This window comes from Microbacterium longlingense (assembly GCF_058349825.2).
Genome location: NZ_JBYRJA020000009.1, coordinates 39,048 through 64,770 on the forward strand (window position 1 = coordinate 39,048; position 25,723 = coordinate 64,770).

Consider the following 25,723-nt stretch of genomic DNA (forward strand, 5'->3'; position numbering starts at 1 on the left):
TGGGCGGCGGGCGCTGGGGTCCTTGGGACCTCGCTAGCCACCTTGAGCCAACGAACGAGCGGGGCCTTCATATCGAAGGCCCCGCTTTGCTTTTTGTCTTGTCTCTAGACCCGCATCTTCTTGACTGAGTTTCATGCCCGCCAGGTGCGTCTTCCCAGCCCCCAGGCTGGACTCCACAGCCGTCACGATTCTCGACAATCCATCACAAAATCCTGACGAATTCGCTGTATTCTTGATGCATGGTCACGATTCGTGAAGCTGCGGGGCGATGAAGCTCGCCGCGGTGCGGAGCATCGGAACTGCCAGGGGTTGGCGGTCCGAGGAAGATGCTGCGGACTTCGAGCAGGAGATCATCGATCAGCACGCTCTCGCGATGGCTGCCGCTGGACTCAGTGACGGGTACATCGCGCAGTCCAGGGCGGTCGTCTTTGAGTTCCGTCACCATCTCGACGCCCCGGTCTGGCAGGCCAAGCCTTCTGACGCGGACGCTTTCCTGGCCGGGCTACGTCGAGCAGGGCTGGCCGTCACGACCAGAGCCGGCAAGGCGGGCGCGATCGCGCAGTTCTACGACTTCGCTATCGCCCGCTATCAAGGCGACATCCATGCGCTCACCGAGTGGGTGATCGAGCAGCCCGTCGACGAGTACAACCGGCAGTCCGGGTCGTCGCTCGGCAAGGTCAGGGTGCCGCCCTCGGACGCGGAGATTGAGCGGCTGTTCGGCGGCTGGGCGGCCTCACTTCAAGACGAGCGACGCTACCTGCCCGCTGCCCGGAACTACTTCGCTGCGTCGCTCTGGCGCAGGGTCGGGGTGCGCATCACCGAGGGCACGAAGCTCGACCTCCGTGATTGGCGGCCCGATCTCGGGGCGCTGGGCAAGCTGCATGTCCGGTTCGGCAAAGGCTCGCGCGGACGCGGGTCGAAGCAGCGCCTGGTGCCCGCGATCAACGGGGCGGACAAGCTCATCGACTGGTGGCTCGGCGATGTGCGACACCGGTTCGGACCCGATTGGGACAACCCGGATGCCCCGATGATCCCGTCGGAACGGTTCGATCACGAACTCGGCCGTTCCTGGCGGGCCAGCGATGACGTGCTCCGACGAGGCCTGGCCCGAGCCACTGAGCGGTTCCTGCCTGCCTGGGCCGACGGGCGAATGACGCCGCATGTGCTCCGGCACTACTGCGCGTCTTCTCTGTATCTGGCGGGTATGGATCTGAAGGCGCTGCAAGAGCTGCTGGGCCATCAGTGGCTCTCGACCACGACGCAGTACATCCACGTCCCGGGCGAGCACGTTGAGGACTCGTGGATGCAAGCGAACCAACGGCTGGAAGACCGATTCGAAGGGATGACCGCGCGATGAAATGGAACTTGCGAGTCCAGGCCGCCGAGCGCGGCATCTGGAAGTCGACGGAGCTGCGGCGGATGCTCGCCGACGCCGGGCTAGAGATCAGCCAGGGCAAGATGTCGGGGCTGTGGACGGGCACCCCAACCACGATCCGGCTGGACGACCTCGACGTCATCTGCCATGTCCTCGGCTGCGAGCCGACCGATCTCCTCGTACCCGAACCCGAGAAGGTCCGCGCCCGCAAGCCCGGCGCCCGCGAACGGGAAGAAGCTAACGGGAACACGAGCATCGTCACGCCCCGGTTCGGCCCGAAGAACGATCGGCCCGCCCCGCCGCTATGAGCCCGGCACGCGGCCCGAACGGACCCTTGAGTCCGCCGCTGCCCTGCACCGCGTGCGGGGTGAAGCCGGCCGCGTGGCTCACACCCCGAATCGACTTCTGCTACGACTGCATTCCCGGCGGCCCGTTCACACCGCCGGCCTGTAGCAAGTGCGGATCGGCCGAGTATTACAGCCAAGGGCTCTGCGCTCACTGTCACCCTGGCAGCCCCGGCTTCATCGGCTCCTGCCGCGACTGCCTCGCCTGGGGCGTCTACCGCAGGCACAACTGGCGGTGCTGGAAGTGCCGCTGGTGGTTCACCCACTACCCGCAAGGTGAGTGCATCTCCTGCCACCGCGAGGTCACTATCGGTGAGCAGGGCTACTGCCGGCTCTGCCTGGAAACCGCCCGCTACCACCAGAGACTCGGCGAACCGCTCGACCTCGACGCGGCACGCAAGTACGGCCAGCAGCTCTTCCTCGCCTCGGTGAACGACTCCCGTCAGCCCGCGGAACTCCACCTGCCGATGGCGATGAGCATCCGCGAAGCGCTCAAGGTCATCAGCACCCCGCCGCCGGAACCGGCCAGCTACCAACCGGTGCTGTTCCATATCGACCCCGACCCCGAACGTCTCCGGCAGCGCTCCAACGAGATCAGGCTGCGCGACATCACCAGCCGCACCGACCACTTCCTCTACGCCCGAGCCCGCGAGTACGCATGGAGCAAGCGACAGACCAACCAGGTCAGGCGCACCCTGAAAGTTCTGCAGCTCGTGTTCCCCGGCGCGAATCTGCGCTTCCGCGCCTCCGACATCCTCGCGATGCGCAGCTACGACGACGGCAGCAACATCCGCTCCACCATCGAAGTCCTCGAAGACGCCGGGCTCCTCACTGACGACCGGGTGCCCTCGTTCACCAAGCTCTTCGAACGCAAGACCCATGCCCTGCCCGAGCCGATGCGATCCCAGCTCGAGCTCTGGCGCGACATCATGGTCGACGGTTCCAAGACTCCGCCGCGCCGTCAGCCCCGCGACACGATGACCGTCAAGGGCCAGATGTATGGCATCCTCCCCGCGATCACTCGCTGGGTCGAAGAAGGCCGCACCAGCCTCGCAGGGATCAGCACCGAAGACATCCTCGCCGCCCTTCCTGACGACCCCTCGCGCCGTCACGCCATGATGCTCGGCTTCCGCAGCCTGTTCACGATCCTGCACGGTCGCAAGCTGGTCTTCACCGTCCCGACGAAAGCGATTCCGCTGCGCGGCCCCAGACGCAACCTCCCGCTGCCGATGGAACCCACCGCGATCCGCGACGCGCTCACCAATCCCGACCCCGCGATCGCGCTGGCCGTCTCCCTCGTCGCCTTCCACGCTCTGATGACTTCGCAAGTGCAGCACATCAAGCTCACCGACATCATCGACGGACGTCTGCGGATGCCCGATGGCCGCTTCATCCCGCTCGCCAAGCCCGTTCTTGTCCGCCTGGCCGCGTGGCTCGATCACCGAGCCAAACGCTGGCCCGAGACGAAGAACCCCTACATGCTCGTCACCACCCAGACCGCACCCCGTCTCTCACCGCCCAGCCGGAACTTCCCCTGGAAGAAAGCCGGCGTGACCGCGCAAGCACTCCGCACCGACCGGATTCTCTACGAAGTCGAGCAGACCGGCGGCGACGTCAGGCGCATCTGTGACCTCTTCGGCATCAGCGTCGAGACCGCACTTCGCTACTCCCACACCAGCACGGGACCACAGAACATCATGGCCGACAGTGCGTAGGCGCCGCGGGAGATGAATCTTCGGCAAACACCCGCCCAGATGCGCTGCGCAGACTTGCCGCTTGCTTCGACATGCGTCAATATAGATGCATGTCTATTCAAGAGGTCGAACTACTCATCGTCGGGTCCGGTCCTGCGGGGTACACCGCGGCGGTCTACGCCGCCCGTGCGGGCCTCGCGCCGGTCGTGATCGCGGGCTCGGTGACCGCGGGCGGTGCGCTGATGACGACGACCGAGGTGGAGAACTTCCCGGGCTTCGTCGACGGCGTGCAGGGCCCGGAGCTGATGGAGTCGATGCGGGCACAGGCCGAGCGGTTCGGCGCCGAGATCGTCTACGACGACGCGGTCCGCCTCGAACTCGACGGCGACGTGAAGACCATCGAGACCGGTGCCGGGGCGACGTATCGGGCGCGGGCGGTGATCCTGACGATGGGTTCCGCGTACCGCAAGCTCGGCCTTCCCGAGGAGGAGCGCCTGTCCGGGCACGGTGTGTCGTGGTGCGCGACCTGCGACGGGTTCTTCTTCCGGGAGCAGGAGATCGTCGTGGTCGGCGGCGGGGACTCCGCGATGGAGGAGGCCCTGTTCCTCACCCGGTTCGCATCGAAGGTGACCGTGGTGCACCGCCGGGACGAGTTCCGCGCGTCGAGGATCATGGCGCAGCGCGTGCTCGACGACCCGAAGATCGAGGTCGCCTGGAACAGCGAGGTCGCCGCGATCCTCGGCGACGAGCAGGTCACCGGGCTCACGCTGCGCGACACCGTCACCGGGGCCGAGCGCACGCTCGACGCGACGGGGGTGTTCGTCGCGATCGGGCACGACCCGCGCTCCGAGCTCGTGACCGGGCAGGTCGACACCAACGCGGACGGGTACGTGCGGGTCGCGCACCCGTCGACGCGGACGAACCTGGCCGGGGTGTTCGCGGCCGGGGATCTCGTCGATCACACGTACCGGCAGGCGATCACCGCCGCGGGCACCGGCTGCGCGGCCGCGCAGGACGCCCAGCACTACCTGTCGAACCTCGCACCCGCCACCGTTTCCGAGCTTGCTTTGGAGGTCTCCGCATGAGCACCGTCATCCCTGTCACCGACGCTACTTTCCGGGCGGAGGTGCTCGAGTCCGAGCTGCCTGTCGTGGTCGACATTTGGGCGACCTGGTGCGGCCCGTGCAGGGCGATCGCCCCGATCCTGGACCAGCTCGCCGGCGAGTACGCGGGCCGGGTGAGGATCGTGAAGGTCGACGCCGACCAGAACCCCGAGACCGTGACCGCGGCCGGGGTGACCTCGATCCCGACCCTCGGCTTCTACCGGAACGGGGAGCGCGTGGACGTGCTGATCGGCGCGCACCCGAAGCCCGTCTACGCCGCGAAGATCGAGGAGCTGCTCGCATGACCGACACCCTGACCCGCACCGCCCCGAAGCGGCTCTCCACTCTCGACAAGTGGCTGCCGCTTTGGATCGGCCTCGCCATGGTCGCGGGCCTCCTGCTCGGACGCTTCGTGCCCGCGCTCTCGGACGCGCTCTCCGCGATGGAGGTCGGCGGAATCTCGATCCCCATCGGGCTGGGCCTGCTGGTGATGATGTACCCGGTGCTCGCGAAGGTCCGCTACGACAGGGTCGCCGCCGTCACCGGGGACAAGAAGCTGCTCCTCTCCTCGCTCGTGCTGAACTGGCTCGTGGGGCCCGCGGTGATGTTCGCGCTCGCCTGGATCTTCCTGCCGGACCTGCCGGAGTACCGGACCGGGCTGATCATCGTCGGACTCGCCCGCTGCATCGCGATGGTCGTGATCTGGAACGACCTCGCGTGCGGTGACCGGGAAGCGACCGCGGTGCTGGTCGCGATCAACTCCGTCTTCCAGGTCGTGATGTTCTCGGTGCTGGGCTGGTTCTACCTGACCGTGCTGCCGGGCTGGCTGGGACTGGACGCGCAGGGTCTGGATGTCTCGGTCTGGCAGATCGCGCTGAATGTGCTCGTGTTCCTCGGTATTCCGCTCGCCGCGGGCTTCGCGTCCCGTTTCGTCGGCGAGAAGCGCAAGGGGCGCGACTGGTACGAGGAGAAGTTCCTCCCCGTGATCGGGCCGTGGGCGTTGTACGGGCTGCTGTTCACGATCGTGCTGCTGTTCGCGCTGCAGGGCGAGCAGGTCACCTCGCGCCCGATGGACGTCGCCAGGATCGCGCTGCCGCTGCTGGTCTACTTCGCACTGATGTGGTTCGCCGGCATCCTGCTCGGCAAGGGGCTCGGCCTGGGGTATGCACGGTCGACGACGCTCGCGTTCACTGCGGCGGGCAACAACTTCGAGCTCGCGATCGCGGTCGCGATCGGCACCTTCGGCGCGGCATCCGGCCAGGCCTTGGCCGGGGTCGTCGGCCCGCTCATCGAGGTGCCGGTGCTCGTGGGCCTGGTCTACGTCTCGCTCTGGGCCGCGAAGGCCTGGTTCCACACCGACCCCTACGCCACCGAATCGAGGACGTCATGACCGACACGACCGTCATCTCTGACGCCGACGCGTGCGCGCCGTCCACGGCGCACGCCATCGGCACCGAGGCCGCCACGACCGTGGCCGGGGCGCTGAAGGCGCTCGCTGACCCGCTGCGGCTGCGGATGCTCTCCGCGATCGCGACCGACCCGCGCGGCGAGTCCTGCGTATGCGACCTCGCCGAGCTCGCCGACGTGTCCCAGCCGACCGTCTCCCACCACCTGAAGGTGCTGAAAGAGACCGGGATGCTGCTGTCCGAGCGGCGCGGCACCTGGGTGTACTACCGCATCGCGCCGGGCAAGCAGCGCGCCGTCGCGGCCCTCCTCGACGCGTTCGCCCCCGCCGCGGCCACAACGGACGAGCCCGAGGACACCGCAGCACGGGTCGCGGCCCTGCAGCAGATGGACGCCCGCGTGACGCGGCTCGCCGAAGAGCTCGCCGACGAGCTGACCGGGCTGAACCGAGAACTCGTGATCGCGATCGTCCGCGAGTCCTACGCCGGCCTGGTCCGTTCGGCCAAACTGACGGCGCACATGATCCCGCTGACCGAACGGTTCGCCCGGCAGCGCCTCACCGACCTGACGCGGGACCGCTCGGCCGGGGTGCCGCGGGTGTTGTTCGTGTGCGTGCAGAACGCGGGCCGCTCCCAACTCGCCGCCGCGATCGTCAACCAGCTCGCCGACGGCCGCGTGATCGCGCGCTCCGCGGGCTCCACCCCTGCCTCGGATGTGCACCCGCACGTGCGCTCCCTGCTCACCGAGATCGAAGGCGAGCAGGAGGCCGAGACGGCGTTCCCGAAGCCCCTCACCGACGACGCCGTACGCGCGGCCGACGTGGTGGTCACCATGGGCTGCGGCGACGTCTGCCCGATCATCCCCGGCGTCCGCTACGAGGACTGGGCCGTGGGCGACCCTGCGCTGGCCTCGCCCGAGGGGGTCGAAGCGATACGCCACGACATCGAGGGCCGCGTCCGCGGCCTCCTCGCCACCCTCACCGACTGAAAGATGCGAAAACCATGACCGACCAGAAGCCCTCCGTCCTCTTCGTCTGCGTCCACAACGCCGGCCGCTCCCAGATGGCCGCAGGCTGGCTCCGCGAGCTCGCGGGCGACCGCGTCGAGGTCCGCTCCGCCGGATCCATGCCCGCCGACCAGATCAACCCCGTCGCGGTCGAGGCGATGCGCGAAGAGAGCATCGACATCACCGCCGAACAGCCCAAGGTGCTCACCACCGAAGCGGTGCAGGACTCCGACGTGGTGATCACGATGGGCTGCGGCGATGCCTGCCCGTTCTTCCCGGGCAAGCGGTACGAAGACTGGAAGCTCGACGATCCCGCCGGTCAGGGCATCGAGTCGGTGCGGCCGATCCGCGACGACATCAAGGGCCGCGTCGAAACCCTCCTCGCCGAACTGCTCGTCTGAGGGACTGCGAGCAGCGGAGGGGGTAGAGGCCAGCGGCCCTACCCCCCTCCGCTTTGTTTCCGGGTTCTCGATCCACGCGGCGAACACCGCTTTGCCGTGAGGTGTGACCCAGTGATCGCGTCACCGGTCGTTCTCGCTCTACCGGGATGCGCCTCGCAGCGCTGCTTCGATCTGCTCCTGCGTGGGCGCTCCGGCGTACCCGCTTCCTGTCGCGTAGACCCGGCACGCGAGCGAGCGAACCGGGGCCGTGGGGAACAGGTCGACGCCGTCGACGAGGATCGTGGGCGAGCCTCCGAACGGAGCATCCGCCGCCTCGGCCTCGGTTCGAATCGTCACCAGCTCGACGGGCACGTCCGCGAGCCCGAGAGCGTCCAGGGCGGCGCGCGCGTGCTCCTCAGCGACAGCTGTGTTCGGGCAGTCGACGATGTGCAGCAGTTCGACCTTCATGCGGTCGGCTCCTTCCGAGTCCGGGCGGCGCGCAGGCCGTTGAGGATGACGACGACCTCGGCGATCTCGTGCACCAGGACCACCGCTGCGAGCCCCAGGACGCCGAACAGGGCGAGCGGGAGCAGGGCGGTGATGATCAGCAGCGACAGGATGATGTTCTGGTTGATGATGTGCCGCCCCCGACGGGCGTGGTCGAACGCGCGCGGCAGCAGCCGCAGGTCATGGCCGGTGAACGCCACGTCGGCCGACTCGATCGCGGCATCGGAGCCGGTCGCGCCCATCGCGATGCCGATGTCTGCGGCGGCCAGGGCGGGGGCGTCGTTGATGCCGTCGCCGATCATCGCGACCGAGCCGTTCTTCTTACCGAGTTCGCTGATCGCGGTGGCCTTGTCCTCGGGGCGCAGCTCGGCGCGGACGTCCTCGATCCCGGCCTCCGCAGCGAGGGCACGTGCGGTGCGGGCGTTGTCGCCGGTGAGCATCGTCATCCCGATGCCCTGGGTCGCGAGGGTGCGCACGACCTCGGGGACCTCGGGGCGCAGCTCGTCGCGGACGCCGATCGCGGCAACCGGGACGTCGTCGCGGTGGACGATCACGACCGTCATGCCCTGCTCTTCCAGGCCTGCCACCTGGTCGCCGAGCGACCCGGCGTCCAGCCAGCGGGGGCTGCCGACCGTGATCCGCGCGCCGTCGAGCTTGCCCTCGATGCCGTGCCCGGCCTGCTCCGCCACGCCCTCGGCCGCAGGGGCATCTGGAGCGGCCGCGGTAATCGCGGCCGCGAGCGGGTGGGTGCTGTGCTGCTCCAGCGCGGCCGCCCAGGCAAGCGCCCGCGCCTCGGTGATCCCGTCGGCGGTGAGGACGGCGGTGACGGCGGGCTCGTTGCGGGTCAGGGTGCCGGTCTTGTCGACGGCGACGTGGCGGATCACGCCGAATCGTTCGAACACGGCCCCGGACTTGATGATCACGCCGAACTTGCTCGCCGACCCGATCGCGGCGACCACTGTCAGTGGCACGGAGATCGCCAGCGCGCAGGGCGACGCCGCCACCAGCACCACGAGGGCGCGGGTGATCCACAGCTCCGGGTCGCCGAGCAGCGACCCGAGGGTTGCCACGAGCGCGGCGAGGATCAGCACGCCGGGCACCAATGGCCGGGCGATGCGGTCGGCGAGGCGGGCGCGGTCGCCCTTCTCGGCCTGCGCCTGCTCCACGAGCTCGACGATCGTGGTCAGCGAGTTGTCGGTGCCCGCCGCGGTCGTCTCGACCTCCAGCGCCCCGGCGGTGTTGATGGCACCCGCCGACACGGCGTCGCCGGGCTCGACCTCGACCGGGATCGACTCCCCGGTGATCGCGGAGGTGTCCAGGCTGGAGCGCCCCGTGCGGACGATCCCGTCGGTCGCGATCCGCTCGCCCGGCCGCACCAGCATCAGCTGACCTACATGGAGATCCTTCGCCGGGACTTCGACGGCTGTTCCGTCGTGGCGGATGGTCGCAGTCTCGGGGACGAGCTTGAGCAATGCCCGCAGCCCGCCGCGGGCGCGGTCCATCGCCTTGTCCTCCAGCGCCTCGGCGATCGAGTAGAGGAACGCCAAAGCTGCGGCTTCCTCGACATAGCCGAGGATCACCGCGCCGACCGCGCTGATCGTCATCAGCAGGCCGATGCCGAGCTTGCCCGTGAACAGCTTCCGGATCGCGCCCGGCGTGAACGTTGACGCCCCCAGCAGCAAACCGATCCAGAACGCCACCAGCGCCGGGATCTCGAGCCCGGACCACTCCAGGACCAGGCCGGTCAGGAAGGCGGTGCCGGAGAAGACTGGGACCATGATCCCGCGGTCCCGCCACCAAGGGCGCTCCGCCTCCTCGGCTTCTTCGGCGTCCGCGGTCTCGGGCTCGTCGTGCTCGCAGCCGCACGCAGTGCTCATGCGCCTGCTCCCGTCCCGCAGCAGCCCGGCACGGTGCACTGGGCATCCATGCAAGGCGCGTGCTCGTCCACCGCGAGCGTCACGTCCACCAAAGCGGTCAGCGCCGCCGCCAGGTGCGGGTCCGCGATCTCGTAACGCGTCTGCCGCCCCTCTGGCTCCGCGACCACGATCCCGCAGTCGCGCAGGCATGTCAGGTGGTTCGACACGTTCGAGCGGGTCAGTTCCAGCTCGCGCGAGAGCACGGCCGGGTAGCTCGGCCCGTCGAGCAGGGTCATCAGAATCCGGGAGCGCGTCGGGTCCGCCATGGCCCGGCCGAGCCGGTTCATGACGTCGAGGCGTGAAGCAATGGTCAGCATTCACTGATCATACAGCGAATGCTGACTATTTGGGTATCAGCGGACCAGGGGTGGTGCCCCCAGCTGGATGAGCTGCGGCGCAGGCGCGCAGCAGGGCCCGGCCGCGGACTGCTCGTCGGGCGCGTCGAAGAGGCCGGAGCCTCCGCACACGCCCGTGTCGGGCAGGGCGAGCTCCACGCGCTCGGCGGCTTCGCGGTCTCCGGCGATCGCGGCGACGACGCTGCGTACCTGCTCGAAGCCGGTCAGGGCGAGGAAGGTCGGCGCGCGTCCGTAGGACTTCGCGCCCACGATGTAGAACCCCGGCTCGGGCTGCTCGAGGTCGGCCGCGCCGGTGGCCCGGACGGAGCCGCAGGAGTGCACGTTTGGGTCGACCTCCGCGGCGATGCGCGTCGGGGCCTGCAGGCGCATGTCGAGGTCGAGACGGATCTCGGAGAGGAAGGATAGGTCGGGGCGGAACCCTGTGGCGACGAACACCCGCGCCGCAGGCGCGAGCTGTCGGCCGTCCTCTGCAACCAGTACTGCCTGGCCGCCGTCGATGACGACCTGTTCAGTGCGGAACCCGGTGACGAGGTCCACGAGGCCGTCTTCGACGGCCTTCTTCGCGCGCTGGCCCAGCGCGCCGCGCTCGGGCAGTTCGTCGGCGCTGCCGCCGCCGAAGGTGTTGCCGACCGTGCCGCGGCGCAGCACCCAGCTGATCCGTGTTCCGGGTTCGCGCTTGGCCACCCTGGACAGGATCCCGATCGTGGTCGCCGCTGAGTGCCCGTTGCCGACCACCACGACATGCTGACCCGCCAGCGCACTGGCATCCTCGATCGCGGGCATGCGGTGCTCCATGAGGCCTGCCTCGATCGCTGCACGCTCGCCGAGGGCGGGAAGCCCGTCGGCGCCGGCGGGACTGGGCGTCCGCCAGGTGCCCGAGGCGTCGATCACGGCGCGTGCTTCGATCCGCTCCTCGCTGCTGTCCGCGGGCTCGACGTGCACGATGAAGGGCTGCTCAGCGCGTCCCGCATCAACCGAGAGATCGCGGCCCTTGCGCCCCACGCCGATCACCCGCGCCCCATACCGGATGCGATGACCGAGGGTCTCCGCGAGCGGCGCGAGGTACTGCTCGATCCACTGCGCGCCGGTCGGATACCCCTGAGTGGGCGCCATCCAGCCGGTGGGTTCCAGCAGGCGTCGCGACGCCGCATCGGTGAGCTCCGTCCACGGCGAGAACAGCCGCACGTGCCCCCATTCGGCCACCGCCGAGGCCGGCCCAGTGCCGGCTTCCAGGATGAGCGGGTTCAGGCCGCGCTCGAGCAGGTGCGCGGCCGCCGCGAGTCCCTGCGGGCCCGCGCCGATGACGACGACGGAATCCATATCAACCTCCATGCATTGATGTTCTTCGATGTGACAAGCCTGCCGAACGCATCGACATCTGTCAATACGTGAGGCAGAATGGAAGCATGGCTGCTCTCCGCTCGACGATTGACACGACACCCGCGCAGGGGCCGTGCTGCGCCCCTGCGGCATATCCGATGGTCGATGACGCGACCGCGCAGCAGCTCGCGAAGGTGTTCAAAGCGCTCGGCGACCCGAACCGGATCAAGCTGTTCTCGCTCATCACCGCGAGTGCGAGCGGGGAGATGTGCGTGTGTGATCTCACCGAACCCGTCGGGCTGTCGCAGCCGACCGTGTCGCACCACATGAAGCTCCTTGTCGAGGCCGGGCTCGTCACCCGTGAGCAGCGCGGCAAGTGGGCGTACTACCAGCCCACGACCGGCACCCTTGTCGACGCAGCCCGAGCATTCACGGCCTGATGGAGTCGCTCCAATTCAGGCCGATGGTCGAGGCTGACTGGCCCGAGGTCGAGAACATCTACCGGGCCGGGATCGCGACCGGGCACGCCACCTTCGAAACCGCTCCACCCAACACCTGGGCCGCCTTCGCCACCGGCAAACGCCCGGAACTCAGCCTCGTCGCCGTCGACTCCGAGGGGCAGGTTCTCGGGTGGGCCGCCGCCTCACCCGTCTCGGCGCGGGCCGTGTACGCGGGCGTCGTCGAGCACTCCATCTACATCCACCCGGATGCTGCAGGGCACGGAGTCGGCTCAGCTCTCCTGACCGCGTTCCTCGAACTCGCGGACCAGGTGGGGGTCTGGACGGTCCAATCGTCGATCTTCCCCGAGAACACCGCAAGCTTGCGCCTCCATGAGCGGGCCGGGTTCCGCGTCGTCGGACGGAGAGAACGCATCGCCCGCATGGAAGCCGGGCCATACGCCGGACGCTGGCGTGACACCCTCCTCGTTGAACGCCGCACCACAGCTGACCCTGCAGAAGCACGAGGTGAGGGTGCATCTTCCACGAACATGCACCCTCACGCGCACTCCAGCGGCCCGTCGACCCGCATCTTCACGCTGAATCGCCTTCAGAAATCCTGAACTTACGGGGAACCTAGAGCATCCTGCCGCGAGTATCGAAGAGCTCGAGTTCAGCTGGGTGGAGCTGGTGCTGCACGACGAAACTCCTGTCCTTGATCTTCCATAGGCCCTGGCCGATGCCGAGGGTCGGGAGGAGGGATCGTTCGGTGCCGGTGAGGCCGAGGGTTTCCGCGGTTGCGCCGAGCTGGTCGCTCGCCTGCCGGTACACGACCCGCACTTCCGCATTGGCGAGCAGCGAGGAGGCGAGGGCGCGCATCCGCGACCCGCTATCGCCGACGTTCTCCAAGTCGGTCAGCTTGTGAAAAATGAGCTGGTTGCTGATCCCGAAGTGTCTGGCCAGCCTCCATTGAGCGTCCATCCGGGCCAACAAACTGGGGTAGGACATCAGCCTCCAGGCTTCGTCGTAGACGACGAGACGCCGGCCTCCGTTCGGGTCTTGGAGAGCGGCCTCCATCCAGGCCGAGCTGCACGTCATCAGCACCGCGAGCAGTGCGGAGTTCTCGGCGACGCGGGAGAGGTCGAGGGAGAGCATCGGCAGCGTCGGGTCGAAGGTTTCTGTGGACGGTCCATCGAACATGCCGGACAAGTCGCCGGCGACCAATCGGCGGAGTGCGTGCCCGACCATGCGTCCGTCTTCCGCGAGCCTGCCGTCGGGGTCGTCGTCGGGTGAGGGTTCGAGGATGCGGTCGACGACCATCGGCAGGATCGGCACCTCGGCCGAGCGCACCGCGTCGGCGAGGGCCACGTCGATCGAGGTGTGCTCGACAGGCGAGAGGCGGCGATCGAGTACCGTCTCGCTGAGCGCACCGATCAGGTCGCGGCGGCGGGCTGCGACCTGCGCCTGCCAGTCCTCATCCGCGATCCCCGCCGCCCGGTAGCCGGCGTCGAGGGGGTTCAGGCGTGCGGGCAGCGAGGGGCCGAGGAGGATCGCCCGACCGCCGACGGCACGCGCGACGGCGGTGTGTTCCCCTTTCGGGTCTCCGGGGACGTAGACGCGCCGCCCGAACGGCAGCCCCCGCGTGTACAGCGCTTTCGCGAGCGAGCTCTTCCCGCTGCCGACGATCCCGGCGAGGATCATGTTCGGGGCGGTGATGACGCCCTGCCGGTACAGCTCCCACGGGTCGTACACGAAGGAGCCTCCGGAGTAGAGGTCCTGCCCGACGAAGGTGCCTGCCGAGCCGAGGCCGCCTTCCGCGAGGAACGGGTAGTGCCCGGCGAGCGTCGCCGAGGTGTCCTGGTGGCGCGGGAGCCGGAACCTCCCCGGCGTGCGAAGCGACGCCGCCCCGGCCTCTCCGGCGCGGGGCAGGTAGCTGGTCGCGCGCCGCTCCTCCCGCTCCGCTTCCCGCTCCGCCCGCGCGGCTGCCGCCTGAGCCACGCGGGCTTCGGCGTGGAGACGGGCGGCGGCCTGCCGGCGTGCCCGGCGCTGGGTGCGGCGTTCCCCTTCCGGCCCGACGAGCACCGAAGTGTGCAACTGCCCCTCATCGGGAGCGTGAGGGCTGGCGTGGCGGCCGGTCACGCGCCCAGCCCCCGCAGGCTCGCCCGAGCCGGATAGACGGCCCGGTTCACTCGCGGGGTGCCGAGGCGATCCGCCCGCGACACCTCCCGCACCGGTACCGCAGCATCCGGGGTGGGTGCGGCGTGCGCGGGCGGGTCTTCGATTCCGAGGAGCACGGGATCGGGGAGGGCGTCGTGTTCCCGGTAGAGGCCGACGTGCCCCATGAAGGGGTTGTAGACCATCGTGTACACGTCGCGGGTCGCTACCCGGTCGAGCTGCCCCGTCGGGGGCCGGTCGTAGACGTACCCGTTCTCGAGCGCCGCGTCCACGGTCTCGTCGCCGAAGTCGTACCCGGCCAGCTCCTCGAACGCGCCGTCCGGGCCGTTCCGGTTGATCGTCTCGATGATCCGGTCTGCCTCCTCGCCTTGGAGGAACACGATGTTCACGAACCGGCGGGGCGGCACCGTGTCGGGAAGGTCCCGCCAAGCGATGCGCGACGCAGCCTGCGCGGCACGGTTCATGGCGGTCTCTGCCTGGTCGAAGATCGCGGACGCCTCCCGCAGTCCGTCGATCGCGGACTGTGCGGCGTCGGCGCCGGCCTGCCGGTTCCCGGTGTCGTCTGCGGCGAGGCGCTGATGGTGGGCGATGTTCCTCGCGAGCTGCCCGGTGACGCTCGTGAGCCGCCGAGTGAGTGAGAGCAGTTCGCCGAGCACGTCGTACACGTCGCGGGGATGGTCAGTGGCGTGGAGGGCGTGCGCGATGCCGCGTACCGCCTCCGCCGCCTCAGCAGCGTCGGCTCTTGGATCAGAGAATGTCGCCATCGGAGGACTCCTTCACAACAGGGGCAGGTCACCAGGCAGGTGCACTGGCCAAGACGCAGCTCGGAACAGTGCCAAGAGGCCGGATCAGATGGTGCGGCAAAGCGGCAGCGCCGCCGCAGTGAAGGCTTGGGCTTGCTGGCCGACGAGCCTCCTCGTCTCGCAGGAGGACTGGATCGCGGCTTGCTCGATCTGCGCGACCGCCGCATCGAGCTCGCCCGGGGTCGGTGCGGAGACAGAGACGAGGCCGACGACGCGCAGTATGCCGTGGCCGGCGGTCAGCTCGCTCTCCTGTTGCAGCACGTCCTGGAACTCCGCCGAGGCTTGCGTGTCCTCGACCTGCCCGATCTTCCGGCGCTGCGCGGCGTCAGCGATCATCTCAGTCTTCTTCTTCCGCAGATCGCGGGCAGCCTGGTCTGCCCTGACCGGCAAGTAGTGCAGTGACAGGGAGCGGAGCACGCCGCCGGTGAGCACCAAAGGGGCGAGGAACCCGGGGAAGGTCTGCGCTCTCGGCCATTCGCTGATCCACAGCACCGCGTGGTGGGCGCTGTCGGAGCGCAGCCGATCCCACGCCTCGTTCACCGCGACCGGGCCGGCGGTGGCGAGGTCGCGGCCGAGCGCACCGTGCCGTTCGAGCGCGGGGCCCGCGGCGGGGTCGTAGGCGGTGCGGAGGATCAGGGCGACATCGCCGGGAGTGAGCCAGCCCGCAAAGGTGAGCTCCGCGCTGCGCAGCGCGGTCTGCAGCGACTGCATCTCCTGCCTGAGCACCGCCGCCGCCCCGCCCATCCCGCCGCCCGCGCTCCTGATCTGCCGGGTGGCGGCCCGCATGTCGAGCGCGAGCGAGATCGTGGTCGCGTGCCGTTCCCCGGCGGGGCCGGCGCGCTCGATGAGCTCCCGGTAGGTGGTGGCCGCCCAGGAACCATCGTCGGCGCCGTGCTCGCGCCACCATTCGGCAAGCCCCGACCCCGAATCGGGCAGGGTGCGCTCCATGACCTGGATGCGGGCGATCCTGCCGGACCGGCACGCGGCGGCAAGTACGCGACCCCAGCCGGTGACGCGGCGCTGCTGCTCGGCCGGGTCGAGGAGCACGAACGCCGGATGCTGCACCCGCAGCATCACGCTGAGGGTTTGCGCGTGCGGGTCGTGGATCATCGCCGCCCCCGTCTCGGGGTCATGCCACTCACGCAGGGCTGCGAGGTCGCCGGGCAGGGCGAGGGTGCCGGCCGGGCGGGGCCGGATCATGCGGCGGCGATAGCGGGTCTGCTTCGCGCGGGTGCGCATGAGCCAGCGGGTGATGATCGGCGCCCACTCGATGAGCTTGCGCCCGCTGACGGGCACCCACGCGATCGCCGCGAGCGTCAGCCACGCGGGCGACGACCAGGCAAGCCCTGCCCCGCCGCTCGTGTACAAGGCGACGACGACGATGAGGAGCGCGCAGGCGAGCACGATCAGCTGCGACAGCGACAAGCCGAGTAGGATGCCGCGGCGGGTGAGCCTTGAGAACTGGATCGTCTGCAGCTCGAACGGGGTGCTGGTGCCGGACATGATCGTTTACCCCTCCGAGCCTGTGCCGGATGGCCGCGTCAAGGGTGACGGGAGCACGGTGGGCGGCTGCTGTGTCTGGGCAGTCGCAGGTGGCGGGGTTGAGCTCTCGCCCGCAGAAGCGGCGTGCCCGTCGGCGACCTCGCCGACCGCCCCGCCAAGCGCGGGGCCCGCAGTCGCGGCAGTCTCGATGGCTTCCTTCACGATCATCGCGCCGGCGACGATCGGCCCGGCCGCAGCCGCGCCTCCTCCCGCAGCTGCCCCGCCGCCCGCGCCCCCGGCTGCCGCGCCGCCGGAGCTGCCCCCGGCCGCGGCCCCCTCCGCCGGTACGGCAGGCGTCGCAGATGGCGCGGGTGCGGGCTCGGAGGCCGCCGGTTTCCCCTTCGAGCCAGCGCCGTCGAGTACCTGCTTCGCGTCTGCGGCTTTCGGCTTGGACGGGATGGGGATGGGGCGGTTGAGCGCCGACTTCGCTTCCTGCTCCATCGATGCCGCCTGGTACATGTCGAAACCGACGAACGCCAGGAACTTGTAGACCATGTAGGGCGCGAAACTGGCGATGAACAGCAGGACTATGCCGGCGATGGGCTCCGACAGGACGGCGAGATCCAGCGTGATCGGAGTCGCCACCTGGGTGAGTGCTACGAGGAATATGACGGTCACCACGAGTTTCGACGCGATCAGGGCGATCACGAAGGTCGCCCATTTCGCGAACCATCCGCGCGATGCTTCCCAGGTGAGGCCGGCGAGGGCGATGGGGCCGAGCACGATCGCGACCAGCAGCAGGGCTTTGCGGATCAGGAGCGAGAACCACAGGATGAAGATCGCGGCGATCATGAGGCCGGCGAGGAAGATCATCAGCAGCGCCCCGGCCCCGCTGGTCGCCCCAACGACGGTGAGACCAGCGACAAGGAGGGCGAGCCGGCCGCCCATGCTCGCGATGGTCTCGCCAGCGGCCTGCATGATCCCGACCGACAGCAGATCGGTGACCTGCAACAGCAGGGCGGTGCAGGTGATGAGCACGAACGACCCGAGCACGCTCTTGGCGACCCCGACTCCGGCACGTGTCAACGCTGAGGGGTCGCGGCGGGCGAGCCCCGTAATGAGCTGAAAGCAGAACAGCAGCAGGGTCACGACGACGGCGATGCCGAAGAGGATGTTGTAGACGCGGATGTACCCGTCGGAGGTGATGTCCACGGCGGTCGTGGTGGAGAACACCTCCCACATGCCCTGGAACAGTGTGGAGACGGCCAACCCCATCGCATCGGCGACCCAGCGGAAGAACAGCCCGGCTGGGCCCTCGCCGACGGCGGTGCAGACGGTGGAGATGATCGGGGCGTCGCAGATGCTCACCGTGACTCACCAGCCCTGGCTAGTTGACGGCCTGGCCGACAGTCCAGAAGAAGTTGATCAACGTGACCGCCGCACCGCACAAGATGGCCGCTCCGCAGGAAACGAGCACGCCCGTCTTTCCCCGAGATGCCAAGTGAGGATTGCTGCTGTTCGCACCAAAACCCCAGATGATCGCGGAAATAATCAGTGCGAGAACGGCAAGAACGAGCCCCGCCGTCATCACCGCGCCCACGATCTCGCGGAGCTGCGCAATCCCGGGGAGCCCGTCGCTGTTCGGGTCAATATCAATCACGGGTGGTCCTCCTGTCGATGCGGGGACGCGACTCGTCCACCAGCAGGCAGGTGCGCCCCAGCCATCCGCCGAAGCGGTCGCTAGAGGGTGTCGCCGACGGTGATGAGGAAGTTCGTCCAGGCGACGGCGGCCCCGGCGAGGGCGGCCGTGCCGAGCGCGACGAACACGCCGACGCGGGCCTTCTGCGCGGTGTACGGGTTCCCGGTCGAGGAGGAGATCGCCCACGCGATCGCTGAGATCAGGAGCGTCAAGACTGAGGCGATGAGCACGATCGTGAACATCGCCCCGACCGCCTCGGCCAGCCCGTCCGCGCCGCTGACTGCGCCGAAGTCGGGAAACACGTTCACGAGCCGGCCCCGATCTGGCAGCCGCCCTGCCGGGGTGCGCTGCTGTCGGTGGCGACCGCTCCGTGCTGCGCGAGCCAGTCGACCGCGTCCACGGGTGGCTGGCCTTGCCCGCCCGGCCGGATCTCGATATGCAGATGCGCGCCGGTGGAGCGTCCCGAGGAGCCAACATCGCCGATATGCTGCCCCGCGGTCACGGTCTCCCCGGCTGTGACGTAGATGCCGTCCTGCCACATATGCGCGTAGTACGACGCGACCCGCTCACCCTGCACCGTGTGTTCGAGGATAATGAGGCCGCCCCACCCGGCGGAGAACTCCGCGACCGTCACCCGCCCGTCCGCGATCGCCGAAATGGGGGTGCCGTCAGCGGCGGCGAGGTCGCTGCCGGAATGGAACTCACGCTCCCCGGTGAAAGGGTCACTGCGCCACCCGAACGAATCCGTACTGGTGTAGGTGCCCTCCGGCAGCGGGAACACGATGCGCGAAGTCTCCGGCACCGGACCCGGCCCGCTGGTGTTACCGCCACTGCTGGCGGGTTTCGTGAGGGCGGTGAGGATCGAGTCCGCGACGGGCAGCCAGTTCCGGTACCGATCCGGGAAGGCGCTCACCTCGACCGCCTGCGCCGCGGCTCCCGGGTCCATCTGCTGCCAGCCGGGAACATCGAGCAGTCCGCGCGGTGACGGGAAGTTGGGTCCGTCGGGGCCACCGTAGAACGCTCGGGACTGATACACCGGGTCCATCAGTTCAGCGACCGTGCCCCACCCGGCCTGTGGGCGCATCTGGAAGATGCCGAGCGAGTCGTGATCCGAGGCGTCGCCATCGTTCGGGAACGACCCCGACTCGGGGTAAGCGCCGGTGTTGGCGAGCATCCGCAACCGCGACTCAGTGAGCCCAGCCGTGAGCGCGACCCTTACCCCAGGCTGTCCGACGCCGGGGATGCCCGCACCGGTCGTGATCACGGTCGCGGCATGGGTGAGCTGCTTCCGGTCGAGCGTGACCCGTGTGCCGTCGGCCGTGGTCGCGGTGAGGGAATCCGGGATCGGCCCGACCGTGAGCGATCCCGTGATGCACAGCACCGGGCCGAGGAGCGCGCCGACGCTCACAATCGCGACCGACGGGCCCACGCAGAAGAGCACCAGGCCGAGGATCAGCAGCTTCTTCACCATCAGAGGCCCGAGTTCAGTTCAGGGGCTGGTTGACGGCGGAGAGCCGGAGCAGCCGGCACCCGTCGCCGCTGGTGCAGGCGGCGAAGATCGTGAACGCGACCGGGCGGGCATCCGAGGTCTCCCGCCCATCCCACATGCCGGCGCGGTGGCGGGTGCCGGTGATCGTGTAGGCGATCGCGCCGGGCGGGAGCTGCCCGGCACCGGCCTGCGCCTTCGCCGCCACCCAATCCGCAGGCACGACGATGCTCTCGATCTCGATCCACTGCCTGGTCTGGTACTGCCGCAGCTCACCCCAGGCGTGCGCCTCCGGGAAGTAGCCGCGGACATCCGCGGCCAGGCCCGGCGCTTCTGCGGGGTCGGCGACATCGACGAGGCGCTGCATGTAGTCGGCAGGCCCGTACTCGAGTCCGGTATCCCACCCGAACAGCCGCTCCGCCACCGACCGCGCGAACGCCTCCCCGTTCGAGGTTTCGGGCACCGGGCGCGGTGTGAAGCTCGGCTGCCGCGTTTCCTCGGCGGGGCTCGCAGGCGTCGCCAGCGTGTGCGGGGTGTCCGGGGTGGCGGGGCCGCGGAGGAGGCCGTAGACGCCGACGCCGATCAGCAGAAGGAGCACGGCAGCGCCGGCTGCGGCAGCGATGAAGAGCCTGCGGGGCGGGCGGTCAGCGTTCGGGTCCATGCGAAGCCTCCTGGAAGTCGATGCTCAGGAGGTGCACACCCCGCGCCCGGCAGTGTCGCCTGGGAACGTCAGCCCGCCCGCGCCTCGACCCGTGGCGGCTCAGCATCCTCCGTGCCGGCGGTGCCGGTGCGGCGGTCGCGGATGATCGTGAGGAAGGCGACGGTCTCGGCGAGCACCCGCTCGACGCGCTCCCACTCGGGCGGGGTGAGCGCCTGTGCGATCTCGGCAGCGTCGTACCGGGTCGTCCACCCGTCCAGGTCGGCCCACAATGCGAGGAACGCGCGCGGCGGCAGCATCACGAGCGCCAGCCACGGCCGAGACTCGGGCTTCCCCTTCTTCTTCCCGGCGCGCTTCGCTGCGGTGATCCGGGCGACCGCGTCGGCGGCGAGCTGCGCAAGCTCCGCCGTGCGCGCCTCCTGCCCTGCGGCTCGCACCCCGGCGGCGGAGGTCGCGGCCTGTGCCCGCACCATCTCCGGCGTGCCGGGGTCGGTGGCGAGGCGGTCGAGTTCATCGAGTGAGAGCGCGGCGTTCATGCGGAGGTGCGAGCCATGCACCTTCCCGCCGGCCTCGATCCGCTCCAGCTCCTCGGTCGCCTGCGCGCGGATGTGCGCGGGACGTCTGTCGTCGTTCGCGAGGTCCTTGAGGCGGCCGATCTGTTCGAGCATCGTCTGCGAGCCGCGCCCGGTCACCATGCGTGCGGCCTGAACCCTGGCTTCGCCGAGCGAGCGCGGTGCCGTCGATTCGACGGCACCGGAGACTTCCGCAGCATCGCCGCCCTCCGGGGTGGCGCTGCCGAAGCGTGACGCCTCCTGGCGGCGCGCCGCATCCTCGGACATCACGGCCTTCAGCTCGCGGTACAGCGACTCCGCCTCGATCAAGCTCAGGGGCTTGTGCAAGGCGCTGTCGTCCTGCTCCGCGAGAAGCTGGCTCAGCCGATCCGTGAGCCCGGACCTGATCCACACGTTCGTCGTGCGGCGGCCGAGCCGGCGCAGGGCGTGATAGCGGCGCCACCCGCACACGAGCACCCCGTCCGGGGTGAGGGTGATCGGCTGCAGCAGGCCCACGCGGCTGATCGAGTCGACGAGGGCGTCGATGTCGCCGAGGTCGGTGCGGTGCCGGGTGCCGACGATGATGGAGTCGAGGGATCGTTCCAGCTCGATATGGCCGGGGCTACTCGCAGCCATGACACCCACCTCCTTCCGGCGCGGAGAACACGACCTCCGAGAGCACGGCCTCGTCGGTGAGGACCGAGCGGAGGGGCTCTTCGTTCACGAGCCGATGGAGCACGCCGCGTGCTGCGGAGGTGTGGGAGAGGTTCGGGTCAGGGTTGCCGAGCACGACCCGGAGCATCGTGAGCCACGACGCGGCGGGGAGGTCGAGGAGGGCGCGGGCCTGATAGTCGCGGCGCAGCGACTCGAACGCCGATGCACGGGACGGGCACTCGGCGAGCCGGGTCACGATGTACTCGATCCCGGCGCGGGCCGCCTCTTCCGGCCAGCCCAGGAAGCGGAACAAGGCGACGCAGTCTTCGACTGCGGGCCTCACCCGCATGGCGGCCTCATCCGCCTCAGCTTCGGCGTCGTCTGCGAACGGATCGGGTGCGCGGAAGCTCGGATGGTAGTCGGCGAGCGGGTTCTCCCGGTCGGAGAAGCGTTCCGCGTCGTGGTGCGCGGAGAACTTCGGGCGGCGCGCCTGGTGCACCGAACAGAGCAGCCCGTTCGCGCGTTCCTCGGCGATGCAGGTCACCTGGACGGCGCGGGTGACGACGGCCCAGGGGTCGTCGGCGCGGCGCACCGCCCCGGTCCGCATCGCATCGAATGCGGCAGCGGCGGCCTCCCACGGGTCCAGGCCGTGTCTGCGGGCGAGCGCGGCGTAGCGGTCGGCGGCGTGCTGCATGAGCTCGGCGACCTCGGGGTCGTGCCGCCACGCCCACTGGCCTTGCGCGTGCAGGCGGATCAGGAGGGTACGGAGCCCTTCGGGATGCTCGAACCCCCGCGCCCGGCCCGAGGTTCGAGGCGTGGTCGCGGGGGTTCTCTTCGTGCGATGGCTGGTCATGATCGTGGCACCTCCTATCGGAGTGGTGCGCCAGTGCAGCATGGGGCCTGGAGGGTCCTGCGCGAGGAAGTCGATGCGTGCGGACATGGCGGCTCACCTCAGCCCCATCCCTGCACGCTCAGCCTCGCGTCGTGCGGGGGTTCTCCGTCGCCCGCCGATCGACAGATCGGGCAGCCGCTTCGCCCCTTCGCTCCGCTCAGGGCGGGCGGCGCGGGAGACGCGGTGCTCGTGCACGGATTCGCGGGCTCGGCGCAGCAGCTCCGCCCGTAGGTCGACGCCCCACCCGGTCGCCCGTGCGCCGCCGCCGGCGATCAGCTCGGTCGGGCGCACCCACCGCACCTGCGTGCGCCGCCACCCCTCCGCCTCCGGGGTCTCTGCCTCCAGAGTGTCGGTGCGCGTCGTGGTGGCATCCTGTCGGGTCAGGGAGGGGTCGCGGTGCGTGGCGAGCATCGACCGCTTGGCCTCGACCTCCTCAGGTGATCGCGCGCGTTCGGCGGCCATCGCTGCCGCGAGCGCCGGATGCAGCCGCGAGCGCGCGGCCTCCGGCGGCCCCGGCTCCGGGACATGATCGTCGGGATTCATGATGGTTCCTCCTCCTCGTCGGAAACGGATGCAAGCTCAGGATCGTTCTCGCCAGATTCAGTGACCCCGTTGGCGATGCCGCGCGGATCGTCTTGGGAGAACCAGCGGCCGACGGTCGAGGCGTGGACACCGAGATGCCGGGCGATCTTCTTGTTCGACCACCCCTCCGCGCGCAGTGCCTCCGCAATACTCCGGCCTGCTGGCACTGCTCGGGGCGGCTCCGGCGTTGTCGCACCTCCCGCGACGATCGAGGGCAGCGGGAACGTCGCCGAGGCGACCGCAGACGACACCGGCTGCATCCGCTCCTCGGCGATCTCGAAGCTCACCTCCGGGGACTCCTGTGGAGTCTGGTGTCGGGTGAGGATCACGGTGAGGTGCGTGATCGCGAGCAGCACCAAGGGCGGCACTGCCGCGACCGCTGCGGCGAGCAGACCGGGCACGTCGGTGTCGGCGGCGACGAGTGCGTGAATGGAGTTCCCCGTGACCGACAGGCCCGCCCCGCAGATCAGCAGCAGCCACGGATACCATGCCTGCCGGGTGCCCGCGAGTGCGACGACCGCGACGGTTGCGACGACGATGATCCCGTCAACGATCAGGGGCCACGCCCACGCCTGCCCGGCATCGATCCCGGACCGGCGCGCCAGGTCAGTGAGCGAGGTGAAGCTCAACCAGAATGCTCCCATCGCGATCAGCACCGTGCCCGCCACCGCCGTCGCGACCGCGAGCCGGCCACCTCCTCGAGCCTCCGTCGCGTTCATGTGAGTACCCGCCCTCGGCTGGCTGGTTCCCGTCTCGCCTGCCCCTGCCGCGCCTGACCGTGGACTGTCGCCGACGGGGCGGGGCCGCGGTAGGCGGAGCGGATCGTCCGCTCGATCTCCCTGGGTGGCAGGCCGATGTCCTCTGCAACAGGCCCCAGCGCCTCGAACGCATCCGACAGCGTGGTCCCGTTCTCCGCGAGACGGCACGACGCCCAGTAGAGGCCCTGATTCCGTTCGCTCTCGCCCCGCCCGCCCAGCCATGCAGCAATCCGCTGCGTGCGCTCTTCGAGGGTGCCCCGGAACGGCCGTGACTGCCATGACGCACGCTGCGGCCTCGGGTCTAGGAACTCCCGCAACGCTCCCGCATCCACGGGCTGCGCCAGGTCAGGGGAAAGTTCGAGAAGCTGGTACGCGACCACCTCGCCATTGACGAGCGTGCGCGAGGGCGGGGCGATGATGTAGCCGGCGGTGCCGCGGAAGTCGAGCTGTGCGTTCCCCGACGCCCAGGACCGCTGCTCAATTGCCGCTGCCGGATAGTAGGCATGCAGGCCGCCTGACGGGGTGACGACGTGCGCGGCCCAGCCATCGAGCAGACCCGCCTGAGTGGCGCGCTGCCACGACTCGGGGCCGCGCGGCCCCTCTCCCTTCACATCGACATCGACGACCTCGAGCCCGGATGCGGGGCCCGTGGGGATGCCGATGTTCGCATCCGGCCAGCGCCGCCACAACGCACCCACCTGTGACGGGTCAGCGGTCGCGTCCTTGAAACCGTGCGCTGCGAGCGGCCGCTTCTCACCGGGCACGCACGGGAACACCGGCACTCCGAGACTCGCATAGTGCTGCGCGGCATCCGCCAGCGACAGGCCGGCGACCGGGGCGAGGAACTGTTCGGCATCCATCACAGCCCCCGAACCGCAGTCAGGGATTGCGTTGCCTGCGACGGCTTCCCTACAGCGGTGTGTGCCGGTGTGTTTCGTTCGGCCTGCTTCGCAGTCATGCGCTCGGGGTCGTCTCGGGTAAGACCTGGTGGGGTGCCGTCGCTGACCTGCACGGTGTCGAGCCGGTCCAGGATCTCGAGCGCAACCTTCCGCACGCGCTCGGCCGTGGCCTGGACGACTTCGACTGGAGACTTCTCCGGCACCGTCACTGCCCACCCCAAGACATACGGGACTGTGTAGCCGCTGGTGTCCATGCCGTGGGCTGCGCCGACCATCAGCGCCACCGAATCCGCTTCCACCTCACCGATCCCGCGATGGCCCGTCGCGTCGGCGTTGTCTGGGCCGTGCAGGAGGACATGGGCGAGCTCGTGCACGAGGGTCTTCACCTGCGCCGCGTCGGGCATGTTCTCCCGCACTGCCATCGTCCGCGCACCGAAATCGGTGAGGCCGTTCGCACCGTGGATCATGCCCTCATGCGGCACCCGCAAGACGTTGAACCCTTCCACCTCGACCAGACGCGCGATGCCCTCCCAGAGTCCGTCGGGGGCTTCGCCTTCGAGCAGCCGGGGTGATGGCGGTGCGGGGATCGGGTCGCCGGCGGTTTGGGAGGCATCCCAGACGTAGGCGGGGCGGACACTGACCATGCGGGAGCGCACCGCCTCACCCGGTTTCGGTTTCTCGAACCTGCCGAGCCGGCGCCACGACTCCGCTACCTTCGGCGTGAACGACGCGAACCTGCCCGTCACCGGGGCGAGGATCATGTACCCCGACTGACCCTTTGAGATTTGCCGGCCGAGCGCCTGCCACTGCTTGAACCCCGCCACATACGACGGCACCGGCTCCGGCACCCGGCCCGCCTCGAACGCCGCCTGATGCTGCACGAAGATCAGCAGCGTGTTGTTGAACGAGCGGGCACGGAATCGTGCCGCGAACGTGAGCGCCTGTTTCCAGTCCTCGCCCGACACCAACGACTCCACCGCATCGGTGAGTTGTTCATGGAGCGCGTCGAGCTTTGCATCCCGCGCAGCCCGCGCCTCTTCGCTGGTTGTTGCCATCGCCGTCCTCCTTACGCAGGCACCCGCACACGGCGGGTGACCTCTGCGACCAGAAGGTGCGCGAAGGGACTCAGGAAACGCAATCGAGACGGACGACGGACAAAGTGTGAGCGACCGCCAGGTGCATCACTGGACCCGACGTGGTCAAACCCGGTCTAGCTCATTCGGGAGAATCCTGGTGATCTGTG

The 25,723-nt window shown here is 69.4% G+C and carries 28 protein-coding genes; 10 read left to right on the forward strand and 18 right to left on the reverse strand.

What is annotated here, in order from left to right; all coding sequences use genetic code 11:
* The first annotated feature begins 268 nt into the window (after positions 1–268).
* From AC3RXY_RS13145 to AC3RXY_RS13180, 8 genes are all read left to right on the forward strand, one after another.
* Positions 269–1,357 (forward strand): tyrosine-type recombinase/integrase, encoded by a 1,089-nt coding sequence (locus tag AC3RXY_RS13145; protein WP_491511384.1) that lies wholly within the window; start codon positions 269–271, stop codon positions 1,355–1,357.
* Positions 1,354–1,683 carry a helix-turn-helix domain-containing protein gene (locus AC3RXY_RS13150; RefSeq protein ID WP_130109630.1) on the forward strand — a complete coding sequence of 110 codons (330 nt, stop codon included), beginning with the start codon at positions 1,354–1,356 and terminating at the stop codon, positions 1,681–1,683. The genes AC3RXY_RS13145 and AC3RXY_RS13150 overlap by 4 nt, the downstream gene beginning before the upstream one ends.
* 59 nt (positions 1,684–1,742) lie before the next feature.
* On the forward strand, positions 1,743–3,434 hold the full coding sequence (locus AC3RXY_RS13155) for a site-specific integrase (RefSeq protein WP_491511385.1): 1,692 nt from the start codon (positions 1,743–1,745) through the stop codon (positions 3,432–3,434).
* 89 nt (positions 3,435–3,523) lie between these two features.
* A complete protein-coding gene (trxB, locus tag AC3RXY_RS13160) occupies positions 3,524–4,498 on the forward strand; it encodes a thioredoxin-disulfide reductase (protein ID WP_491511386.1) in 975 nt (324 codons plus the stop codon).
* The gene (gene trxA / locus AC3RXY_RS13165) at positions 4,495–4,821 is read left to right on the forward strand and encodes a thioredoxin (RefSeq protein ID WP_130109627.1); all 327 of its coding nucleotides are present in this window, start codon (positions 4,495–4,497) and stop codon (positions 4,819–4,821) included. The genes trxB and trxA overlap by 4 nt, the downstream gene beginning before the upstream one ends.
* Positions 4,818–5,906, forward strand: a complete 1,089-nt coding sequence (arsB, locus tag AC3RXY_RS13170) for an ACR3 family arsenite efflux transporter (protein WP_449280560.1) — start codon at positions 4,818–4,820, stop codon at positions 5,904–5,906. The genes trxA and arsB overlap by 4 nt, the downstream gene beginning before the upstream one ends.
* Positions 5,903–6,907: a metalloregulator ArsR/SmtB family transcription factor gene (locus AC3RXY_RS13175; RefSeq protein ID WP_130109625.1), complete on the forward strand. Its 1,005-nt coding sequence runs from the start codon at positions 5,903–5,905 to the stop codon at positions 6,905–6,907. Before arsB ends, AC3RXY_RS13175 begins: the two co-directional genes overlap by 4 nt.
* A 14-nt stretch (positions 6,908–6,921) precedes the next feature.
* Positions 6,922–7,326 (forward strand): arsenate reductase ArsC, encoded by a 405-nt coding sequence (locus AC3RXY_RS13180; RefSeq protein WP_449280562.1) that lies wholly within the window; start codon positions 6,922–6,924, stop codon positions 7,324–7,326.
* Between the two features lie 138 nt (positions 7,327–7,464).
* Here AC3RXY_RS13180 and AC3RXY_RS13185 read toward each other — a convergent pair whose 3' ends face one another.
* From AC3RXY_RS13185 to AC3RXY_RS13200, 4 genes are read right to left on the reverse strand one after another with little or no spacing between them, the layout of a single operon-like run.
* Positions 7,465–7,773, reverse strand: coding sequence for a hypothetical protein (locus tag AC3RXY_RS13185; RefSeq protein ID WP_130109623.1), 309 nt, complete (start codon positions 7,771–7,773; stop codon positions 7,465–7,467).
* Positions 7,770–9,689: a heavy metal translocating P-type ATPase gene (locus AC3RXY_RS13190; protein WP_211359139.1), complete on the reverse strand. Its 1,920-nt coding sequence runs from the start codon at positions 9,687–9,689 to the stop codon at positions 7,770–7,772. Before AC3RXY_RS13190 ends, AC3RXY_RS13185 begins: the two co-directional genes overlap by 4 nt.
* Complete coding sequence (gene cmtR / locus AC3RXY_RS13195; protein WP_130109622.1) at positions 9,686–10,045, reverse strand: Cd(II)/Pb(II)-sensing metalloregulatory transcriptional regulator CmtR; 360 nt, start codon at positions 10,043–10,045, stop codon at positions 9,686–9,688. The genes AC3RXY_RS13190 and cmtR overlap by 4 nt, the downstream gene beginning before the upstream one ends.
* A 36-nt stretch (positions 10,046–10,081) precedes the next feature.
* Positions 10,082–11,416: an NAD(P)-binding domain-containing protein gene (locus tag AC3RXY_RS13200; protein ID WP_130109621.1), complete on the reverse strand. Its 1,335-nt coding sequence runs from the start codon at positions 11,414–11,416 to the stop codon at positions 10,082–10,084.
* 74 nt (positions 11,417–11,490) lie between these two features.
* On the opposite strand from AC3RXY_RS13200, the gene AC3RXY_RS13205 reads away from it, so the two are divergent.
* Positions 11,491–11,844 carry an ArsR/SmtB family transcription factor gene (locus tag AC3RXY_RS13205; RefSeq protein WP_130109620.1) on the forward strand — a complete coding sequence of 118 codons (354 nt, stop codon included), beginning with the start codon at positions 11,491–11,493 and terminating at the stop codon, positions 11,842–11,844.
* A complete protein-coding gene (locus AC3RXY_RS13210; RefSeq protein WP_130109619.1) occupies positions 11,844–12,464 on the forward strand; it encodes a GNAT family N-acetyltransferase in 621 nt (206 codons plus the stop codon). Before AC3RXY_RS13205 ends, AC3RXY_RS13210 begins: the two co-directional genes overlap by 1 nt.
* Before the next feature lie 13 nt (positions 12,465–12,477).
* Here AC3RXY_RS13210 and AC3RXY_RS13215 read toward each other — a convergent pair whose 3' ends face one another.
* The 14 genes from AC3RXY_RS13215 to AC3RXY_RS13280 form a co-directional block, all read right to left on the reverse strand.
* Positions 12,478–13,935, reverse strand: coding sequence for a putative type IV secretion/conjugal transfer ATPase (locus tag AC3RXY_RS13215; RefSeq protein WP_491511387.1), 1,458 nt, complete (start codon positions 13,933–13,935; stop codon positions 12,478–12,480).
* A 41-nt stretch (positions 13,936–13,976) separates the two neighbouring features.
* Positions 13,977–14,780: a hypothetical protein gene (locus tag AC3RXY_RS13220; protein ID WP_491511388.1), complete on the reverse strand. Its 804-nt coding sequence runs from the start codon at positions 14,778–14,780 to the stop codon at positions 13,977–13,979.
* A gap of 84 nt (positions 14,781–14,864) precedes the next feature.
* Positions 14,865–16,322, reverse strand: a complete 1,458-nt coding sequence (locus AC3RXY_RS13225) for an SCO6880 family protein (RefSeq protein WP_491511389.1) — start codon at positions 16,320–16,322, stop codon at positions 14,865–14,867.
* Positions 16,323–16,328: 6 nt separating this feature from the next.
* Positions 16,329–17,669: a conjugal transfer protein TrbL gene (locus AC3RXY_RS13230; protein WP_491511390.1), complete on the reverse strand. Its 1,341-nt coding sequence runs from the start codon at positions 17,667–17,669 to the stop codon at positions 16,329–16,331.
* 19 nt (positions 17,670–17,688) lie between these two features.
* A complete protein-coding gene (locus AC3RXY_RS13235) occupies positions 17,689–17,961 on the reverse strand; it encodes a DUF6112 family protein (protein ID WP_491511391.1) in 273 nt (90 codons plus the stop codon).
* Positions 17,962–18,041: 80 nt separating this feature from the next.
* Positions 18,042–18,308, reverse strand: a complete 267-nt coding sequence (locus tag AC3RXY_RS13240) for a DUF6112 family protein (RefSeq protein ID WP_491511392.1) — start codon at positions 18,306–18,308, stop codon at positions 18,042–18,044.
* Positions 18,305–19,471 carry a M23 family metallopeptidase gene (locus tag AC3RXY_RS13245; protein WP_491511393.1) on the reverse strand — a complete coding sequence of 389 codons (1,167 nt, stop codon included), beginning with the start codon at positions 19,469–19,471 and terminating at the stop codon, positions 18,305–18,307. Before AC3RXY_RS13245 ends, AC3RXY_RS13240 begins: the two co-directional genes overlap by 4 nt.
* A 13-nt stretch (positions 19,472–19,484) precedes the next feature.
* Positions 19,485–20,147, reverse strand: a complete 663-nt coding sequence (locus tag AC3RXY_RS13250; protein WP_491511394.1) for a hypothetical protein — start codon at positions 20,145–20,147, stop codon at positions 19,485–19,487.
* A 68-nt stretch (positions 20,148–20,215) separates the two neighbouring features.
* Positions 20,216–21,331, reverse strand: coding sequence for a ParB N-terminal domain-containing protein (locus AC3RXY_RS13255; protein WP_491511395.1), 1,116 nt, complete (start codon positions 21,329–21,331; stop codon positions 20,216–20,218).
* The gene (locus tag AC3RXY_RS13260; protein WP_491511432.1) at positions 21,318–22,202 is read right to left on the reverse strand and encodes a hypothetical protein; all 885 of its coding nucleotides are present in this window, start codon (positions 22,200–22,202) and stop codon (positions 21,318–21,320) included. The genes AC3RXY_RS13255 and AC3RXY_RS13260 overlap by 14 nt, the downstream gene beginning before the upstream one ends.
* A 93-nt stretch (positions 22,203–22,295) precedes the next feature.
* Positions 22,296–22,784, reverse strand: coding sequence for a hypothetical protein (locus AC3RXY_RS13265; protein ID WP_491511396.1), 489 nt, complete (start codon positions 22,782–22,784; stop codon positions 22,296–22,298).
* Positions 22,781–23,542 carry a DUF2637 domain-containing protein gene (locus AC3RXY_RS13270; protein ID WP_491511397.1) on the reverse strand — a complete coding sequence of 254 codons (762 nt, stop codon included), beginning with the start codon at positions 23,540–23,542 and terminating at the stop codon, positions 22,781–22,783. Before AC3RXY_RS13270 ends, AC3RXY_RS13265 begins: the two co-directional genes overlap by 4 nt.
* Positions 23,539–24,441: a bifunctional DNA primase/polymerase gene (locus AC3RXY_RS13275; RefSeq protein WP_491511398.1), complete on the reverse strand. Its 903-nt coding sequence runs from the start codon at positions 24,439–24,441 to the stop codon at positions 23,539–23,541. Before AC3RXY_RS13275 ends, AC3RXY_RS13270 begins: the two co-directional genes overlap by 4 nt.
* Positions 24,441–25,535 carry an ArdC-like ssDNA-binding domain-containing protein gene (locus tag AC3RXY_RS13280; protein WP_491511399.1) on the reverse strand — a complete coding sequence of 365 codons (1,095 nt, stop codon included), beginning with the start codon at positions 25,533–25,535 and terminating at the stop codon, positions 24,441–24,443. Before AC3RXY_RS13280 ends, AC3RXY_RS13275 begins: the two co-directional genes overlap by 1 nt.
* Positions 25,536–25,723 lie beyond the last annotated feature (188 nt).